This window comes from Tepidimonas sediminis, from assembly GCF_007556605.1.
GTDB lineage: Bacteria > Pseudomonadota > Gammaproteobacteria > Burkholderiales > Burkholderiaceae_C > Tepidimonas > Tepidimonas sediminis.
Map to the genome: position 1 here is coordinate 1 of NZ_VJND01000022.1, position 17,648 is coordinate 17,648.

The 17,648-nt window shown below is 74.0% G+C and carries 13 protein-coding genes; 8 read left to right on the forward strand and 5 right to left on the reverse strand.

Annotated elements, in window-relative coordinates; translation table 11 throughout:
- Nucleotides 1-214: 214 nt before the first annotated feature.
- From Tsedi_RS11775 to Tsedi_RS11785, 3 genes are read right to left on the reverse strand one after another with little or no spacing between them, the layout of a single operon-like run.
- Nucleotides 215-1,588 (reverse strand): mechanosensitive ion channel family protein, encoded by a 1,374-nt coding sequence (locus Tsedi_RS11775; RefSeq protein WP_143896845.1) that lies wholly within the window; start codon nt 1,586-1,588, stop codon nt 215-217.
- A gap of 7 nt (nt 1,589-1,595) precedes the next feature.
- Nucleotides 1,596-2,390, reverse strand: a complete 795-nt coding sequence (locus Tsedi_RS11780) for an enoyl-CoA hydratase (RefSeq protein WP_143896847.1) — start codon at nt 2,388-2,390, stop codon at nt 1,596-1,598.
- 30 nt (nt 2,391-2,420) lie between these two features.
- A complete protein-coding gene (locus tag Tsedi_RS11785; protein ID WP_143896849.1) occupies nt 2,421-3,371 on the reverse strand; it encodes a histone deacetylase family protein in 951 nt (316 codons plus the stop codon).
- A 54-nt stretch (nt 3,372-3,425) separates the two neighbouring features.
- Here Tsedi_RS11785 and Tsedi_RS11790 point away from each other — a divergent pair, with 54 nt between their 5' ends.
- The 7 genes from Tsedi_RS11790 to Tsedi_RS11820 all read left to right on the forward strand — a co-directional run bounded on the left by Tsedi_RS11790 (nt 3,426) and on the right by Tsedi_RS11820 (nt 14,054).
- The gene (locus tag Tsedi_RS11790) at nt 3,426-4,337 is read left to right on the forward strand and encodes an AAA family ATPase (protein WP_143896851.1); all 912 of its coding nucleotides are present in this window, start codon (nt 3,426-3,428) and stop codon (nt 4,335-4,337) included.
- Entirely contained in the window at nt 4,334-5,341 is a 1,008-nt protein-coding gene (locus tag Tsedi_RS11795) for a DUF58 domain-containing protein (RefSeq protein ID WP_143896853.1), read from the forward strand. Before Tsedi_RS11790 ends, Tsedi_RS11795 begins: the two co-directional genes overlap by 4 nt.
- The gene (locus Tsedi_RS11800; RefSeq protein WP_246099276.1) at nt 5,332-8,484 is read left to right on the forward strand and encodes a transglutaminaseTgpA domain-containing protein; all 3,153 of its coding nucleotides are present in this window, start codon (nt 5,332-5,334) and stop codon (nt 8,482-8,484) included. Before Tsedi_RS11795 ends, Tsedi_RS11800 begins: the two co-directional genes overlap by 10 nt.
- Nucleotides 8,485-8,598: 114 nt before the next feature.
- Entirely contained in the window at nt 8,599-9,561 is a 963-nt protein-coding gene (locus tag Tsedi_RS11805) for a TAXI family TRAP transporter solute-binding subunit (RefSeq protein WP_425472766.1), read from the forward strand.
- A 4-nt stretch (nt 9,562-9,565) separates the two neighbouring features.
- Nucleotides 9,566-11,623, forward strand: a complete 2,058-nt coding sequence (locus Tsedi_RS11810; protein WP_143896855.1) for a TRAP transporter permease — start codon at nt 9,566-9,568, stop codon at nt 11,621-11,623.
- 13 nt (nt 11,624-11,636) lie between these two features.
- On the forward strand, nt 11,637-12,101 hold the full coding sequence (locus Tsedi_RS11815; protein ID WP_221934228.1) for a DUF1850 domain-containing protein: 465 nt from the start codon (nt 11,637-11,639) through the stop codon (nt 12,099-12,101).
- Nucleotides 12,102-12,182: 81 nt separating this feature from the next.
- Nucleotides 12,183-14,054, forward strand: a complete 1,872-nt coding sequence (locus Tsedi_RS11820; RefSeq protein ID WP_143896857.1) for an EAL domain-containing protein — start codon at nt 12,183-12,185, stop codon at nt 14,052-14,054.
- On the opposite strand, the gene Tsedi_RS11825 is transcribed toward Tsedi_RS11820, so the two are convergent.
- A complete protein-coding gene (locus Tsedi_RS11825) occupies nt 13,946-16,450 on the reverse strand; it encodes a DNA internalization-related competence protein ComEC/Rec2 (RefSeq protein WP_246099278.1) in 2,505 nt (834 codons plus the stop codon). The two genes, Tsedi_RS11820 and Tsedi_RS11825, sit on opposite strands and share 109 nt — an antisense overlap.
- Before the next feature lie 134 nt (nt 16,451-16,584).
- Between Tsedi_RS11825 and Tsedi_RS11830 the strand changes: the two genes are divergently transcribed.
- Nucleotides 16,585-17,055: a RidA family protein gene (locus Tsedi_RS11830; protein WP_143896859.1), complete on the forward strand. Its 471-nt coding sequence runs from the start codon at nt 16,585-16,587 to the stop codon at nt 17,053-17,055.
- A 22-nt stretch (nt 17,056-17,077) separates the two neighbouring features.
- Here the strand turns inward: Tsedi_RS11830 and Tsedi_RS11835 are convergent.
- Nucleotides 17,078-17,648: Uma2 family endonuclease (locus Tsedi_RS11835; protein WP_185970668.1), on the reverse strand; the 571-nt coding region annotated here is incomplete at its 5' end.

Below are 17,648 nucleotides of genomic sequence, written 5' to 3' on the forward strand. Positions count from 1 at the left end.
CTCAACGCCGCGCGGCTGCTCCTGTTTGCGACAATCACCAAACGATCCAGACCAGCCGCCTGAAGCAGACCCGAATAGACCCGCTCACTCCACAGGTTTCAGGCTCATACCTGAATTGGAAAACACTGCCCCGGCGCCACCGCACCGCGGCCGATCCTGTCCGCGCCAGCCGACCCGATCCGGCGCGGCCGCGCGACCCCGCAGGGCCCCGTGATCAGGCCCGCGACGCCGCCGGGCCGCCGCCGCCTGCGGCAGGGCCGGGTGGAGCGACCTGCGGCGCCGGCGCACCACCCGGCCCGCCCTGCCCGGGCGCGCCGGCACCGCGGACATGAAGCACGCGCTGCGGGTACGGGATTTCCACCCCGTGCTCGCGGAACAGCTCCAGGATGCGCAGGTTGATCGCCGAGCGCAGGCCGAGCTGGCCGTTCTCGGGGTCGGCGATCCAGTAGCCGAGCGTGAACTCCAGCCCGTCGGCGCCGAAGGCCGACAGCGCCGCCAGCGGCCCCGGCTCGCGCAGCACGCGCGGCTGCTCCAGCGCCGCCTGCTCCAGCAGCCGGCGCACCAGCGCCACGTCGCTGTCGTAGGCCACGCTCACCACCGTGGACTGCCACACCTTGGGGTCCGACAGCGAAAGGTTTTCCACCCGCTGAGTGATCAACATTTCGTTGGGCACGATCGATTCGCGGCCGCTGACGGCGCGGATCACCGTGTAGCGCGCCTTGATGTCGGCCACCACGCCCTCGAAGGTGTCCAGCCGCACCATGTCGCCGATGCGCATGCTGCGCTCCGTGAGGATCACGAAGCCGCTGACGTAGTTGGCCGCCAGCTTCTGCAGGCCGAAGCCGATGCCCACGCCGATGGCGCCGCCCAGCACCGACAGCGCCGTCAGATCGATGCCCACCGCCGACAGCGCCAGCATCAGCCCGACGAACATCAGCAGCGCGCGCGCGGCGTTGCTGGCGGCCTTGCGCAGCGACAGCGACTCGCCGGTGGCGTCGCGCAGCAGGCGCGCCTCGATGGCCGACGACACCCACAGCGCCACGATCAGCACCGCGCCGGCCGACAGCAGCCCCTCGATGAGCGTGCGCACCGACAGCTGGGTGCCGCCCAGCTTCCAGGTGATCTGGTCCAGCTCCGCCAGCACCACCGGCAGCAGGCCGGTGATCCACGCCACCGCCGCCAGCCACGCCAGCCACGAGACGGTGCGCTCCACCGGCCGCAGCCATGCCGCGCCCTTGAAGGCGGCCTCGAGCACCTTGACGCCGATGCGGATGACCACCAGCGCGATCAGCGCCGGGATGACGACGTGCCAGACCGCGCGCGGCACCCACAGCAGCGTCAGCGCGCGCGCGCCGTAGGCCAGCACCAGCAGCAGCAGCGGGAACAGCACCCCGTCGATGCCGCGGCGGCCGAACCAGATCGAGCGCTCCGCATCGGGGTTGAAGGCGCGCTGCAGCGCGCGCACCACGAGCCAGGCCAGGCCGACACACAGCGCCAGCGCCGCCAGCTCCAGCAGCGCGCCAGGCTGCGCGAAGGTGGCCAGCCAGGCGCCGAGATCGTCGATCGGGGCGGGAACGGCGCGGCTCATCGGCGTCTCAGCCCGTGCGCCACGCCGGCGCGCGCTTCTCGATGAAGGCCTGCACGCCCTCCTGCGCCACCTCGTGCATCATGTTGCAGGCCATCACCTGCCCGGCGAGCTGGTAGGCGGCCTCGATGCCGGTCTCGCGGTGCTGGTAGAACACCGCCTTGCCCATCGCGATGGCCTCGCGCGGCTTGGCCAGGATCGCCACCACCAGCCGCTCGACCTCCGCGTCCAGCGCGTCCAGCGGCACCACGCGGTTGACCAGCCCGCGCCGGTGCGCCTCCTCGGCGCTGATGAACTCGCCGGTCAGCAGCATCTCCATCGCCACCTTGACCGGCACGTTGCGCACCAGCGGCACGCTGGGCGTGGCGCAAAAGAGCCCCACGTCGATGCCGTTGACGCCGAAGCGCGCCTCCTGCGCCGCCACCGCCAGGTCGCACTGCGCCACCAGCTGGCAGCCGGCCGCGGTGGCCAGCCCCTGCACGCGCGCGATCACCGGCACCGGCAGGCGCTGGATCTGCAGCATCATGCGCGAGCAGCGCGCGAACAGCTGCTGGTAATACTCCAGCCGCGGGTTGGCGCGCATCTCCTTCAGGTTGTGGCCGGCGCAGAAGGCCTTGCCGGCCGCGGCGATGACGAGCACGCGCGCGCCCTCGTCGGCGGCGATCTCGTCGAGCTTGGCCGACAGCGCCTCCAGCATCGCTTCGCTGAGCGCGTTGAAGGCCTTGGGGGTGTTCAGCGTCAAGGTGTGCACGCCGCGCGCGTCGCGCGCATGCAGCAGGATCGGTTCGACGTCGGGGGTGGTCATCGTGGGTGGACTCCTCTTTCGGGGCGGCGGTCAGAGGTCGGCCAGCACGCGCACGTGCGCCTCCACGCTGCGCGCCAGCGCGCTCAGGTTGTAGCCGCCCTCCAGCACGCTGACGATGCGGCCCTTGGCGTGGCGGCCCGCCACCTCCTTGATGCGCTGCGTGATCCAGACGTAATCCTGCTCCACCAGCGCGAGCTGGCCCAGGTCGTCCTCGCGGTGGGCGTCGAAGCCGGCGCTGATCAGGATCAGCTCGGGGCGGTGCGCCTCCAGCCGCGGCAGCCACATCATCTCGATCAGCTCGCGCACGTCCATGCCCTTGGTATAGGCCGGCACCGGCACGTTGACCAGGTTGGCGTCGTCGCGGTGGTCCCACTCCGGGTAGTAGGGGTGCTGGTAGAAGCTGCACATCAGGATGCGCTCGTCGCCGGCGACGATGTCCTCCGTGCCGTTGCCGTGGTGCACGTCGAAGTCGACGATGGCCACGCGCTGCAGCCCCAGCCGCTCCAGCGCCACCTTGGCCGCCACCGCCACGTTGTTGAAGAAGCAGAACCCCATCGCCCGGTTGCGACAGGCGTGGTGCCCGGGCGGGCGCACGGCGCAGAACGCGTTGGCCAGCTCGCCGCCCACCACGGCCTCGGTGGCGTCGATCGCGGCGCCCGCCGCGGCCAGCGCCGCCTCCCAGGTGTGCAGGCCCAGTGCCGTATCGGGATCGAGGGCCAGGTGGGCCGGGCCGCCGGCCTCGACGTTGTCACGCAGCTCGTCCGACAGACCGCGCAGCGCCGCCACGTGCAGGCGGTCGTGCGCCAGCTCCAGCTCGGCCACCGAGGCCAGCGTCGCGGTGCGCTGCTCCAGCGCGTCCAGCACGCCGGTGATCAGCAGGCGATCCTCAATGGCGCCCAGGCGCTGCGGGCACTCCGGGTGCCCCGCGCCCATGTCGTGGCGCGCGCAGGCGGGATGGGTGAAATAGCCGGTCGGTTTCATGGCGTGCGGCGGGGCCGGGCACGGCGACGGCGCGGCTGCGGTATCGTCACGGGGATGAACGCGCACCAGCCCTTGATTGCCTCCTTGCTGCAGCAGCTTACCACGGTCGTCGTCGGCAAGAATGACGTGGTGCGCCAGGCGCTGACCTGCCTGCTGGCGGGCGGCCACCTGCTGATCGAGGACGTGCCCGGGGTCGGCAAGACGACGCTAGCGCAGGCGCTGGCGCGCACGCTGGGGCTGCGCTTCGCGCGCGTGCAGTTCACCGCCGACCTGATGCCCAGCGACCTGACCGGCGCCTCGGTGTGGGACCGCCAGGAAGGCCGCTTCACCTTCCATCCCGGGCCGCTGTTCACCGAGGTGCTGCTGGCCGACGAGATCAACCGCGCCAGCCCGAAAACCCAGAGTGCGCTGCTGGAGGCGATGGAGGAGCGGCAGGTCAGCGTCGACGGCGCCACGCACCGCCTGCCGCAGCCGTTCTTCGTCATCGCCACGCAGAACCCGTTCGAGCAAAGCGGCACGCAGGCGCTGCCGGAGTCACAGCTGGACCGCTTCCTGATGCGGCTGTCGCTGGGCTTTCCGGATCCTGAGGCCGAGCGGGCGCTGCTGCGCGGCGAAGACCGCAGCGCGCTGCTGCAGCGGCTGCCGGCGCTGGCCGACGCCGCCACCCTGCTGGCGTTGCAGCACGCCGCCGCCGCGGTGCGGGTGGCCGAGCCGCTGCTCGACACCCTGCAGGCGCTGCTGCACGCCACGCGCCACGGCGGGCGCTTCGTGCACGGCCTCAGCCCGCGGGCCGGACTGGCGCTGCTGCGCGCGGCGCGCGCGCATGCCTTCGTGCACGGGCGCGACTACGTCGCCCCGGACGACCTGCACGCGGTGCTGGTGCCGGTGGCGGCGCACCGGCTGGTCAGCACCACCGGCGCCAAGGCCGCCGAGGTCCTGCGCGCGCTGTCGGACGAGCTGGCATGACGGCCCCCTCCACCCCCGCGCCCGAGCCGGCCGGTCCGGACGGCGGCATGCGCGGGCGCCTGCGCCACTGGTGGCTGCGGCGGCTGCCTGCCCGCGCGCGCCATCGGCTCGGCCATCGCAATCTCTACGTGCTGCCGACCCGCGCCGGCTGGATGCTGGGCCTGACGCTGGTGCTGCTGCTCGTGGGCAGCATCAATTTCCAGCTCAACCTCGGCTACGCGCTGACCTTTCTCGTGGCCGGCAGCGCCGCAGCCGCGGTCTGGGCCGCGCACGCCAACCTGCGGGGCGTGGAGCTGATGCTGGACACGGCGCCGGAGTGCTGGGCCGGACGGCGCACGGCGCTGCCGGTGCGGCTGCAGCCGGGTGCACGCGCGCGCTGGGCGCTGGCGCTGCGCGCCGCCGGCGACGGCGAGGAGACGATGCTGGACGCGCCGGCCGGCCCGGACAGCGTCGCCGCCGTGCCGTGGACGCCGCCGCGCCGCGGCCGCCACCCGGCGCCGCCCCTGCGCATCGCCACCCGCTATCCGCTGGGGGTTTGCGAGGTCTGGAGCTGGTGGCGGCCGCAGGCCACGCTGCTCGTCTATCCCGGCCCGGAGCCGGACGCCCCCCCGCCGCCGTGGGCGGGTGGCGACGGCGACGCCGGCGGCACCGCGCCGCCGGCCCTCCCGGACGCCGGCGCCGACAACGACGACGTGCGGCCATGGCGCCACGGCGACCCGGCGCGGCGCGTGCTCTGGAAGAAGGCGGCCCGCCAGCCGGACGACGACCCACGCCACTGGTGGGTGCGGGCACCGGTGGGCGATCCGCGGCCGCCGGCGTGGCTGGACGAGCGCACCTGCGGTCTGCGCGACCCGGAGGCGGTGCGCGCGCGCCTGTGCGCCTGGGTGCTGGCGGCCGAACGCGCGGGCCGGCCGTACGGCCTGCGCGTCGGCGGCGTGGCCGTGCCGCCGGACCTCGGCCCGGCGCAGCGCCGCCGCTGCCTGGAGGTGCTGGCATGCCACTGAACCCGTCCGCCGCCGGCCGGCACCACGCCACCCCGCTGCCGCGCGAGGCCCGCGACACCCTCGTGCTGCTGGCGGTGCTGGCCTGGATCCAGGCGCTGCTGCTCGGTCATGTGCCGGCCTGGACGAGCGCGCTCGCCGCCGCGCTGCTGCTGTGGCGCGGCTGGCTGGCCTGGCGCGGCCGGCCGTTGCCGGGCTGGCCGTGGCGCGTGGGCCTGACGCTGCTGGCGGTGGGGGCGACGCTGGCGACGCACCGCACGCTGCTGGGCCCCGAGGCGGGCGTGACGCTGATCGCCGTGCTGCTGGCGCTCAAGACGCTGGAGCTGCGCGCGCGGCGCGACGCCTGGGTGGTGTTCTTCCTCGCCTTCTTCACGCTGCTGGCGCCGCTGCTGCGCTCGCAGTCGCTGCCGATGGCGCTGGCGGTGCTGCTGGCCGTGTGGGGGTTGCTGACGGCGCTGGTACTGGCCCACCGCCCGCTCGGTCACCCGCCGCTGGCGGCCGCGGCGCGCCAGGCCGGCTGGCTGATGCTGACCGGTACGCCGCTGCTGGTGCTGCTGTTCGCGCTCTTTCCGCGTCTGCCGCCGCTTTGGGGGCTGCCGCAGGGCGAGCCGTTCGGCCGCAGCGGCCTGTCGGGACAGATGCGCGTCGGCGACGTGGCGCGGCTGGCGCTGGACGAGCGCGTCGCCATGCGGGTGGCGTTTCCGCAAGGGACGCCGCCAGCGGCGCAGCTGTACTTTCGCGGGCCGGTGCTGCGCGTCTTCGATGGCGAGCGCTGGCTGCCGCTGCACGGTCCCCAGGCGGTGGCGCTGGCGCCGGGTGCGCTGATCCGCGCCGACGCCGGGGTGCGCCGCACGCCGCGCGGCGCGCCGCTGCCGTACCGCGTCACGCTGGAGCCGACGCAGCGGCCGTGGCTGCCGGTGCTGGACCACACGCTGCAGGCACCGCAGCCGTCGGCCGCGGGTGCGGCGCCGCTGACCTCCCCCGATGGGGCCTGGTGGCTGCCCTACCCCGTCACCGACGTGCTGCGCTACGACGCGCAGGCCCATCCGACGGTGGACTGGGGCGTGGAGGCCGACCGGCTGGCGCTGCAGGTGGACCGGGAGCTGCCGCCGGGCTTCAACCCGCGCACGCTGGCCTGGGCGCAGGCGCTGCGCCGCGAGCTTGGCGAGCCGGCGCCGCGCGTGCTGGTGGAGGCGCTGCTGCGCCGCCTGCGCGACGGCGGCTACGTCTACACGCTGGAGCCCGGGGTGTACGGGCCGCACAGCGCCGACGAATTCTGGTTCGAGCGCAAGGCGGGCTTCTGCGAGCACATCGCCTCGGCGTTCGTGATCGCGCTGCGCGCGCTGGACGTGCCGGCGCGCATCGTCACCGGCTACCAGGGCGGCGAGCTCAATCCGGTGGATGGCCTCTGGACGGTGCGCCACAGCGACGCGCACGCCTGGGCCGAGGTCTGGCTGCCCGGCGAGGGCTGGGTGCGCGTCGATCCGACCGCGTGGGTGGCGCCGGACCGCACCGTGCGCGGGGCGCGACTGGCGCCGCCGCCGGGTCCGCTGGCGCGCGCGGTGGTGCAGGTGGACCCGCGCCTGCTGCAGCTGGCGCGCGCGTGGTGGGACGCGGCCAACCAGCGCTGGAACGAGTGGGTGCTCGACTACGGACCGACGCGCCAGCGGGACCTGCTGCGCCGGCTCGGCTGGGACGCGCAGGACTGGCGCGATGCGGCGCGGGCGCTCGGGGCGGCGCTCGCGCTTGCGGCGCTGGTGGCGCTGGGCTGGCTGCTGCGGCCGCGCGGGCGGCGCCGCGACGCCTGGCGGCGGCTGCTGGAGCGGGCGGCGCGGCGCTGGGCGCGAGCCGGCGTGCCGCCCCCGCGGCCGCTGACCCCGCGCGCGCTGGCGGCGGCGCTGCAGCAGGCCGCGGCACTGGACGAGGCGCAACGCGCGGCCTGGCGCGCCTGGCTGCTGGAGCTGGAGGCGCTGCGCTACGATCCGGCCATGCCCGCCGACCGTGCCGCCCGTCTGCTCACGGACCTGCGCCGCCGGCTGGGGCGGCTGCGGACGCCGGCCCGGCCGCCAGCCGCCGGGGCGCCCCGTCGCGCCGGCGGCGCGCTGGCGCTGCTGCTGATGCTGGCCGCGGGCGCCCCCGCGGCCGACGCCCAGCCGGCGCGCGCGCTGCCGGCCACCTATGCCAACCACCCGCAGGCGCAGCAGCTGGCAGCGGCGATCGACGCCGCCGAGGGCTGGGACGACGGCTGGGCGCGCCACTGGGTGGCGCAGGCCCGCCCGGATGCGCGCGCCCGTGCGCTCAACGTGCCGCCTGCGGCCACCGCCTACCCGAACTGGGCGGCGTACCGCGCGCGCTTCGTCGAGCCGCGACGCATCGCCGCCGGCGTGCGCTTCTGGGATGCGCACGCCGAGGCGCTGGCGCGCGCCGAAGCGCGCTACGGCGTGCCGGCTGCCGTCATCGTCGGCATCCTCGGTGTCGAGACACTCTACGGCCAGCACCTCGGACAGCACCGCACGCTGGACGTGCTGGCGACGCTGGCGCTGGATTTTCCGCCCGAGCACCCGCGCGCCGAGGCGCGGCAGGCCTTCTTCCGCGACGAGCTGCGCGCCTTCCTGCGCCTGGCGCGCGCAAGCGGCGTGGCGCCTGACGCCTGGCGCGGCAGCTTTGCCGGGGCGCTGGGCTGGCCGCAGTTCATGCCGAGCAGCTGGCTCGCGCACGCGGTGGATTTCGACGGCGACGGGCGCATCGACCTGCTCGGCAGCCCGGCCGATGCGATCGGCTCGGTGGCCAACTTTCTCGCCGCGCACGGCTGGCGGCGCGGCATGCCGGCGCGCTACGCGGTGCGGCCCCCGACCCATCCGCAGGCGCTGGGCACGCTGCTGGCGCCGGACATCCGCCCCACCTTCAGCGCGGCGCAGCTGCTCGAGCTCGGCGCCGAGCTGCCGCCCGAGGCGCAGCGGCACGAGGGCCTGCTGGCGCTGGTGCTGCTGCACAACGGCGACCCGGCGCAGGGCGGCCCCGGCCCCACGTACGTGCTCGGCACGGACAACTTCTGGGCGCTGACGCGCTACAACCGCTCCAGCTATTACGCGCTGGCGGTGCTGGAGCTGGGCGAGGCCGTCGAGCGCCAGCGCGGCGCGCGCTGAGGCGCGGTGACGAAGCGCACCCAGGCGACAGCGCAGGGGTTTCCCCGCACGCCGGCGGCGCGCCGCACTTGCTACGATGCGCGCACGATTCACCCACGCAGAAGGAGACTCACGATGATGCGCTTCTGGCAACGCCTCGGCGGCACGCTGGCGCTGGGCGCGGCATTCGTCGCCGCCACCGCCCACGCCCAATCGCAGCAGTTCATCAACGTCCTCACCGGCGGACAAAGCGGGGTCTACTACCCGGTGGGCGTGGCGCTGTCGCAGATCTACGCCAAGGACATCCCGAACGTTCGCGCCACCGCCCAGGTCACGCGCGCCTCGGCCGAGAACCTCAACCTGCTGCAGGCCGGCCGCGGCGAGGTCGCCTTCACGCTGGCCGACACGCTGTCGGACGCCTGGAAGGGCAACGAGGAAGCCGGCTTCAAACAAAAGCTCGACAAGCTGCGCGGCATCGCCGGGCTCTACAACAACTACATCCAGATCGTGGCCAACGCCGACTCGGGGATTCGCACGCTTGCGGACCTCAAGGGCAAGCGGGTCTCGGTCGGTGCGGCGCGCTCCGGCACCGAGCTCAACGCGCGCGAGATCTTCAAGGCCGCGGGGCTGTCCTACGCCGATTTGGCCAAGGTCGAATACCTGCCGTTTGGCGAGTCGGTGGAGCTGATGAAGAACCGTCAGCTCGACGCCACGCTGCAGTCGGCCGGTCTGGGGGTGGCCTCGATCCGCGATCTGGCCACGGCGATCAAGATCGTCGTCATCCCGATCCCGCCCGAGATCGTCGCCAAGGTGGGCGATCCCGCCTACCAGCCGGCGGTCATCCCGGCCAACACCTACACCGGCCAGACCACCGATGTGCCCACCGCGGCGATCCCGAACTTCCTCGTCACCCACAGCGGGGTGCCGGAAGAGACCGTCTACCGCATGACCAAGGCGATGTTCGACAACCTCGACACGCTCTACGCCGCGCACAACGCCGCGCGCGGCATCAAGCGCGAGACGGCGCTGAAGGGCATGCCGGTGCCGCTGCACCCGGGCGCCGAGCGCTACTACCGCGAAGTCGGCCTGCTGAAGTGAGCGCATGAGCGCCGTCCACCGCGCCGCCGCGCCGGCGGCCGCCGCACCACGGGTGGACCTGCGCACCCCCGTGGTGTGGGTGGCGCTGGCGTTTGCCGCCTTCCAGCTCTGGATGGCGGCGTTTCACACCCTGTCCAGCCAGGTCATCCGCGCCCTGCACGTCGGCTTCGTGCTGTGGCTGATCTTTCTGCTCTACCCGCCGTTGAAGGGGCGCGGCGGGACGCTCGGCGCGGCCGGCGCGGCGCTGGGCTGGGCACTCGGGCTGGCGGGGTTCGCCACCGGGCTTTATCAGTGGGTGTTCGAGGCCGACCTGACGCAGCGCGCCGGCGAGCTCGAACGCTGGGACTGGGTAGCCGGCATCGCCGCGATCGCGCTCGTCTTCGAGGCGGCACGCCGCGTGATGGGCTGGGGTCTGCCGGTCATCTGCGCGCTGTTCCTGGCCTACGCCGCCTTCGGCCAGCATCTGCCGGGAGCCCTGGCGCACCGCGGCTACGACTGGGAGGTGCTGATCGCCACGCTCGGCTTCGGCACCGAAGGCATCTACGGCACGCCGACCTACGTCTCCTCGACCTACATCTTCCTGTTCATCCTGTTCGGCGCCTTCCTCGAGCAGGCCGGCATGGTGCGCCTGTTCACCGACTTCGCGATGGGCACGGTCGGCCACACGCGCGGCGGGCCGGCGAAGGTGGCGGTGATCTCCTCCGGCCTGATGGGCACGATCAACGGCTCGGGCGTGGCCAACGTGGTCACCACCGGCCAGTTCACGATCCCGCTGATGAAGCGCTTCGGCTACCGGCCGGCGTTCGCCGGCGGGGTGGAGGCGACCTCCAGCATGGGCGGCCAGATCATGCCGCCGGTGATGGGGGCGGTGGCCTTCATCATGGCCGAGACGATCAACGTACCCTACGTGGCCATCGTCAAGGCCGCGCTGATCCCGGCGGTGCTCTATTTCGTCACCGTGTTCTGGATGGTGCACCTGGAGGCCGGCCGCTGCGGACTGCACGGCCTGCCACGCCACGAGTGCCCCAACCCCTGGACGGCGGTGCGCGAACGCTGGTACCTGCTGCTGCCGCTCGTCGGGCTGGTGGCGCTGCTGTTCTCCGGCTACACGCCGATGTTTTCCGGCACGGTGGGGCTGGCGCTGACGGTGATCCTGATCTTCGCCGCCGCGGTGATGCAGGGCATCCGCGGCACGGCGCTGCGCGTGCTGTTCTGGGTGCTGCTGGCGCTGGCCTGCGGCGGCTTCTTCCGCTTCGGTGCCGGGGCCTTCCTCGTCGTCACGGCAGCCCTGGTCGTGCTGACCTACGTGCTGCGCTGCGGCCGCGAGGCGCGCGCGCAGGCGCTGCGCGCGCTGGTGGACGGCGCGCAGCACGCGCTGCCGGTGGCCGCCGCCTGCGCGCTGGTCGGGGTGCTGATCGGCGTCATCAACCTGACCGGCGTGGCGGCCGAGATCGGCGGCCATGTGATCGGCATCGGCCGCGCCAACCTGCTGCTGGCGCTGGTGCTGACGATGGTGACCTGCCTCGTGCTGGGCATGGGCATCCCGACGATCCCGAACTACATCATCACCAGCTCGCTGGCCGCGCCGGTGCTGCTGGAGCTCGGGGTGCCGCTGATCGTCAGCCACATGTTCGTGTTCTACTTCGGCATCATGGCCGACCTGACGCCGCCGGTGGCGCTGGCGGCGTTTGCCGCCGCGCCGATCGCGCGCGAACGCGGCCTGCTGATCAGCCTCAACGCGGTGCGCGTGGCCATCGCCGGCTTCGTCGTGCCGTACATGGCCGTCTACAGCCCGGCGCTGATGCTGCAGGGCGAGGCGGGGCCGCTGGCGGTGGCGTGGGTGGTGTTCAAGGCGCTGGTGGCCATCGGCCTGTGGGGCGCGGCGGCGATCGGCTTCCTGTGGGGGCCGCTGCGCGCGTGGGAGCGGCTGTGGGCGTTCGCCGCCGCGGCGCTGCTGGTGGCGGCGCTGCCGGTCACCGATGAGCTCGGACTGGGCGCGGCGGCGCTGTGGCTGGCCTGGCATGGCTGGCAACGGCGTCGCCGCGCCGCGGCGGCCGCCTGAGCATCGGCATCCCATGGGGGCAACCTCCTCCGCGTGGGCTCTGTGCGTGGCGTGGGCGATGGCCGCCGCGGCGCTGGATGACACCCCGGCACCGGCGGCGCTGCCGCAGGAACGCGCGTGGCCGGCACAGACCGTGACGCTGCGCTGGCAGCATTCGATCGAGCGCGTGCACTGGGAGGAGACCTACGCGCTGCCGGCGCCCGGCGCCCAGCCGGCACTGACACTCGAGCGCGCGCGCGTGGTCGGCAGCGGTGCCGGCATGGAGCCCGGCGCGCAGGCGCGCTGGCGCAACGGCGGCTTCGAGTGGCAGCCCCGCACCCCGGTGCCGTGGCTGCTGCTGGCACGCTCGCCCTTCGCCGCCGAGCACACGCTGTGCGTGGATGGGCGTTGCGCGGCGCTGTCGACCTGGCTGCCGACGCAGGCGCCCGCCACCGACGGCGTGGTGCGGCTGCGCCCGTGCCGGCCGGCCAACCCGTGAGCGCCACGGACGCGCTGTCACCGATCCGTCACGCGGCGGGCGGATGATGCGAGGCCGAGCCTGCCTTTGCATCCGCGCCTCATGACGGTTCTGCCGGTTCCCGCCCCTGCGTCGCCGCCCGATCCGCACGCCGTGCGCCTGCTGCTGCGCGACGAGCGCCTGCGCATGCACTGGCAGCCCATCGTCGAGCTGGCCACGCGCACGATCATCGGCCATGAAGGCCTGGTGCGCACGCCGGCGGATTGTGCCTGGCGCTCGCCGGACCTGCTGTTCGCCGCCGCGCGCCGCGAAGGCTGCACCCTCGAGCTGGAGCTGGCCTGCGTGCGGCTGGCGCTGGCAGCCTGCTGCGAGGCCGGCACTGGCCGCCTGTTCGTCAACGTCAGCGCCGAGGCGCTGGCGGCGATGGCCGATGAGCCGTTGCCACAACCCTGCCCGCGCCACGACGGCCTGCCGCTGGCTGGCGTGGTGCTGGAGCTGACCGAACATGAGCGCGTGCACGACCTCGAGCCGGTGCAGCGCGCACTGGCGCGCTGGCGCGCCGCGGGTGCGACACTGGCGCTGGACGACTTCGGCGACGGCCGCTCCAGCCTGCGCCTGTGGTCCGAGCTGCGCCCCGAATTCGTCAAGATCGACAAATACTTCGTGCGCGACGTGCACCGCATGGGCGACAAGCTCAAGACGATCCGCGCGCTGCAGCAGCTGGCCGACACGTTCGGCTCGCGCCTGATCGCCGAAGGGGTGGAGCATGCCGACGAGCTGCTGGTCCTGCGCGACCTCGGCATCCCCTACGCGCAGGGCTACCTCCTCGGGCGCCCGGGCGCCGCGCTGGCCAGCGGTCTGCCCGCCGGCGTGCTGGAGACGCTGGCCGCGCGCCACATCGTCGTGCTGCCGGAGGATCGTCACATCGCCAACCGTGGCCTCACCGCGCAGACGCTGCTCATCGAGGCTCCCGCGCTGCCCAAGGACGCCAGCCACGCCCAGGTGGCCGAGCTGTTCCACCAGCACCCGGACCTGGAGTCGGTGGCGCTGCTGGACGAGCGCCAGCGCCCCGTGGGGCTGATCGCGCGCCACACGCTGCAGGAGCTGTCGCTCAACCAACTCTACTTCCGCGAGCTCTACGGCCGCCGCCCGGCGCTGATCCACGCCAACACGCAGCCGCTGTGCGTGGAGATCCACACGCCGATCGAGCAGCTGACGCAGGTGCTGACCTCGCCCGATCAGCGCTACCTGCGCGAAGGCTTCATCCTGACCGAGAACGGCCGCTACCGTGGCCTGGGCACCAGCGAGCAGCTGGTGCGCCGCGTCACCGAAGCGCGCATCGAGGCCGCGCGCCACGCCAACCCGCTGACCGCGCTGCCGGGCAACGTGCCGCTGACGATGCACATCGAGCGGCTGCTCGACCACGGCGAGCCGTTCATCGCCTGCTACGCCGACCTGAACCACTTCAAGGCCTTCAACGATCAGTACGGCTACTGGCGCGGCGACGAGATGATCCGGCTGCTGGCCAAGTGCCTGGCCGCGGCGTGCGACACGCGGCTGGACTTCCTCGGCCACGTCGGCGGCGACGACTTCGTGCTGCTGATGCAAAGCCCCGACTGGGCCGAGCGCATCGAGCGCGCCATCCGCACCTTCAACGAGCAGGCCCGGCTGCTCTACGACGAGGCGGCACGCGCCGCCGGTGGCATCTGGGCCGAGGATCGGCACGGCGTGCAGCGCTTCCACCCGCTCACCACCCTGGCGGTCGGCGTGGTGCACGTGCACCCCGGACAGTACCGGCAGGCCGAGGCGGTGGCCTCCGCCGCGGCGCTGGCCAAGCACCACGCCAAGCAGTCGGCGCAGGGGCTCTACCTGCTCGATGGCGCCGCGTCGTCCGCTGCCACGGTCGCGCCGATCGCGACGGCGCCCACCGCGGCGGCCACCATGTCCGCCGTCACCCCGCCGCCCTGCCAGTAAAAGCGCCGCCGCGCGCGCTCGCACTGCCATTGGTCGGGGGCGTCGCTGCGCCAGGCGATGGCCCCGCAGGTGGGGGTCGCCGCCACCGCCAGTCCCCGTTCATGCAGCCGGCGCAGCACCTCGGCATGCGGATGGCCGTACGGGTTGCGCCAGCCGGCCTGAATCGCCACCAGCGCCGGCTGCAGCGTGTCCAGCCACGCGGCAGAGGTGGACGTGCGGCTGCCGTGGTGCGCCGCCACCAGCAGCCCGGCACGCAGCCCCGGGTAGGCCGCCACCAGCGCTTCCTCCACCGCCAGCGGAATGTCGCCGGGCAGCAGCGCCGCCGAGCCTCCGCGGCCCACCAGCAGCACGCACGAGCGCGCGTTGCCGTCGCCCTGCCCGCTCCAGCCCGGCGGCGGATGCAGAAAGGTGAACGGCACGCCGTCCCACTCCCAGCCCGTGCCGGCTTCGCACGGCTGCGCGCCCGGCAGTCCCGCCGGCGCCTGCCCCGCGGGCGCCCACCAGGCGGCGCGCGCAAAGGCCGCGGCCAGCGTGGCCCAGCCGCTGGCGTGGTCGGCGTCGTCGTGGCTCAGCACGATGGCATCGGGTCGCGCGCCCAGCGCCTGCAGCCACGGCAGCAGCACCCGCTCGGCGGCGCTGGCGCCCCCGGGCGCCGGGCCGGTGTCGACCACCAGCGTGTGGTGCGCGGTGCGCACGATCGCCGCCGTGCCCTGCCCGACGTCGGGCAGCAGCACTTCGAAGACCCCGTGCGGCGGCGTGGCCGGGCGGAACGCCAGTGCCGGCCACAACAGCAGCGCGCCCCAGGCGCGCAGCAGCCACGGCCAGGGCTGCAGCAGCACGAACGCACCCGCGGTGGCCGCCAGCGCCAGCTCCCACGGCACGGCAGGCCGTGACCAGACCGCCCCCGACCAGCGGGCCAGCGGCTCCAGCACCGCCCACAGCCCCTGTGCCAGCCACGCCGCCGCGTCGGCCAGTGGCGGGATCGCCACGCCCAGCAGCGCCAGCGGCGTCACGCCCCAGGTGATCCACGGGATCGCCACCGCGTTGGCCGGCAGGCCGACCAGCGACACCTGCCCGAACCAGAACAGCAACAGCGGCGCCAGGCCCACCGTCACCGCCCACTGCGCGCCCCAGAAGTCGCGCAGCCAGGCGCGCAGGCGCCCCGTCCCGTCGGGCACCGCAGCGGCGCCGTGCCCGCGCGCGAACAGCAGCGCCACCGCGACGAAGCTGAGCCAGAACCCCGGCTGCAGCCACGCCCACGGATCCACCGCCAGCGCCGCGGCCAGCGCGGCCAGCCACACCCACGGCCACGGCCAGCTGCGCCCCAGCAGCCGCAGGCCCAGCACCAGCGCCAGCATCGCCACCGTGCGCTGCGCCGGCACGCCACCGCCGGCAAACAGCGCGTAGGTCGCCGCCAGCGCCACCGCGGCCAGACTCGTCGTGAGCGGCGTCGGCGCGTGCAAGATCAGCGCCGGCCAGCGCGCACCGAGCCACCGCCATGCCAGCCCCACGCCCCACAGCGCCAGCGCCGCGAACATCGTCACGTGCAGACCCGAGATCGCCACCAGGTGCGCCACGCCGGTGGCGCGGATCACGTCCCACTGCGCCGGCGGGATGGCCGCCTGGTCGCCGGTGACCAGCGCCACGACCAGCCCGACGCTGGCGGCGTCGAAACGGCCGTGCAGCCGCGCCTGCAGCGCCGCACGCACGTCCGCCCGGGCACGCGCCACCGGCGCCTGCCCCGGCTGGTCGGACAGCCGCTGCGGCGGGGCCGCGCCACCCGCCTGCACGCTGCCGGTGGCGGCCACCCCCTCGCGCCAGGCCCAGGTTTCGGCATCGAACCCGTAAGGGTTGGCCAGCCCGCGCGGACGCTGCAGCCGCAGCGTGCCGCGCCAGACCTCGCCGGGCCGCACGCGCGGTGCGGCCTGCCCCGGTTGCGGCGCGCGCCACGTCAGCCGCAGCGTGCCGACCCGATCCGGCGGCGGCAGGCCGGCCGGCGCACCCGCCTCCCAGCCGAGCAGGCGCGCCTCGAACGTGATGGCGCGCGCCTCCTCGCGCGGCAGCCCGGTGACGACCCAGCGCGCCGGCGCCACCGCACCGTCCAGCCCCGCCGGCCACAGCCGCGCCATGCGATCGGCGGCGCGGCCACCGGCGTGCGCCCACGCCAAGAGCGCGAGGGCCAGCGCCACCGAAAGCGCCGCCCGGGGCCCGGTCTCACGGCGCCCGCGCGCCCATGCCAGCAGCGCCAGGCCCGCCAGCAGCACCGCGCCGTACGCCGCCGGCGTCCACAGCCCCGCCTGCGCCAACTGCGCCGCGTGCCCGGCCACCCAACCGAGCAGCGCCGGCCCCCACGCCGCCCGCCACCACGCGGCGGCCTCCTCCTCCCCGCAGCGCATTCCACCCCTCCAGCCTGCCATCGCCGCACCGTGGCCGCCGGGCCGATCCCGAGCCGTCAACCGCCCGGGCGTGCCCTGCCCCTACAATGCCGGCACTTTCCTCGAAGCCAACGTTATACCGCGGAGCGTTTTTCATGAGCATTCGGGAGCGACTGCAGACGCTGGGCATCGAACTGCCGCCGGTGGCGGTGCCCGCCGCCGCCTACGTGCCGTTCGTGCAGACCGGCAAGCTGGTGTTCCTGAGCGGCCACATCGCCAAGCGTGGCGGCCAGCCGTGGGTCGGGCAGCTGGGGGCGACGATGACCACCGCCGAAGGCCAGGCCGCCGCGCGTGCGGTGGCCATCGACCTGCTCGGCACGCTGCAGGCGGCCTGCCAAGCCGCGGGCACCGACCTGGACGGCGTGGCGCGCATCGTCAAGGTGCTCAGCCTGGTCAATTCCACGCCGACGTTCACCGAGCAGCACCTGGTCACCAACGGCTGCTCGGAGCTGCTGCAGCAGGTGTTCGGCCCCGAGGTTGGCGCGCACGCGCGCAGCGCCTTCGGCGTGGCCCAGCTGCCGCTGGGGGCCTGCGTGGAGATCGAGCTGATCGCCGAACTGCGCTGAAGGCCGGCGGCCTGCGCGTGGCTCAGGCGTGCGGGTCGTCGCTGAGCGGCACGCCGCTTTCGGCGTAGATCGCGGCAAAGTCCGTCACCAGCTCGACGCTGGCGAACTCCACCGGGTCGCCGGGCTGCAGCTCAATCCACTGCCAGCCGATGTCACCGTCGCGGCGGTGGATGGTGATGGCCGGGCGGTCCTGCTCGATCAGCACGTATTCCTGCAGGCTCGGCAGCGTGCGGTAGGCGTGCCACTTCTCGCGCCGGTCGGTGGCGGCGGTGGTGGCCGACAGCACCTCCACCACCAGCCGCGGCTGCTCGACCATGACGTCACCCGGCTCGACCTGCTGGTGACGCGGATCGCAGGTGACCATCACATCCGGGTAGTAGATGCAGCGCTGCTTGGCCACCCGCAGCTTGACGTCGGTGAGGAACGTGCGGCACGGGGTGCCGCACAGGTGGTGGCGCAGCAGGGCGTAGACATTGCCGGCGATGACGTTGTGGCGCAGCGAGGCGCCGGTCTTCGCGTAGATCTGACCGTCCACGTATTCGTGCCGGGTCGGCTGCGCAGCCTCCCAGCGCAGGTAGTCGTCTTCGTCGATC

Excerpts from the sequence above, each read along its gene's own strand:
- Tsedi_RS11785 (WP_143896849.1), bottom strand. The coding sequence starts at position 3,371 with ATGAAACCGACCGGCTATTTCACCCATCCCGCCTGCGCGCGCCACGAC.
- Tsedi_RS11775 (WP_143896845.1), bottom strand. The coding sequence starts at position 1,588 with ATGAGCCGCGCCGTTCCCGCCCCGATCGACGATCTCGGCGCCTGGCTG.
- Tsedi_RS11800 (WP_246099276.1), top strand. The coding sequence starts at position 5,332 with ATGCCACTGAACCCGTCCGCCGCCGGCCGGCACCACGCCACCCCGCTG.
- Tsedi_RS11805 (WP_425472766.1), top strand. The coding sequence starts at position 8,599 with ATGATGCGCTTCTGGCAACGCCTCGGCGGCACGCTGGCGCTGGGCGCG.
- Tsedi_RS11790 (WP_143896851.1), top strand. The coding sequence starts at position 3,426 with ATGAACGCGCACCAGCCCTTGATTGCCTCCTTGCTGCAGCAGCTTACC.
- Tsedi_RS11830 (WP_143896859.1), top strand. The coding sequence starts at position 16,585 with ATGAGCATTCGGGAGCGACTGCAGACGCTGGGCATCGAACTGCCGCCG.
- Tsedi_RS11780 (WP_143896847.1), bottom strand. The coding sequence starts at position 2,390 with ATGACCACCCCCGACGTCGAACCGATCCTGCTGCATGCGCGCGACGCG.
- Tsedi_RS11795 (WP_143896853.1), top strand. The coding sequence starts at position 4,334 with ATGACGGCCCCCTCCACCCCCGCGCCCGAGCCGGCCGGTCCGGACGGC.
- Tsedi_RS11820 (WP_143896857.1), top strand. The coding sequence starts at position 12,183 with ATGACGGTTCTGCCGGTTCCCGCCCCTGCGTCGCCGCCCGATCCGCAC.
- Tsedi_RS11825 (WP_246099278.1), bottom strand. The coding sequence starts at position 16,450 with ATGCGCTGCGGGGAGGAGGAGGCCGCCGCGTGGTGGCGGGCGGCGTGG.
- Tsedi_RS11810 (WP_143896855.1), top strand. The coding sequence starts at position 9,566 with ATGAGCGCCGTCCACCGCGCCGCCGCGCCGGCGGCCGCCGCACCACGG.
- Tsedi_RS11815 (WP_221934228.1), top strand. The coding sequence starts at position 11,637 with ATGGGGGCAACCTCCTCCGCGTGGGCTCTGTGCGTGGCGTGGGCGATG.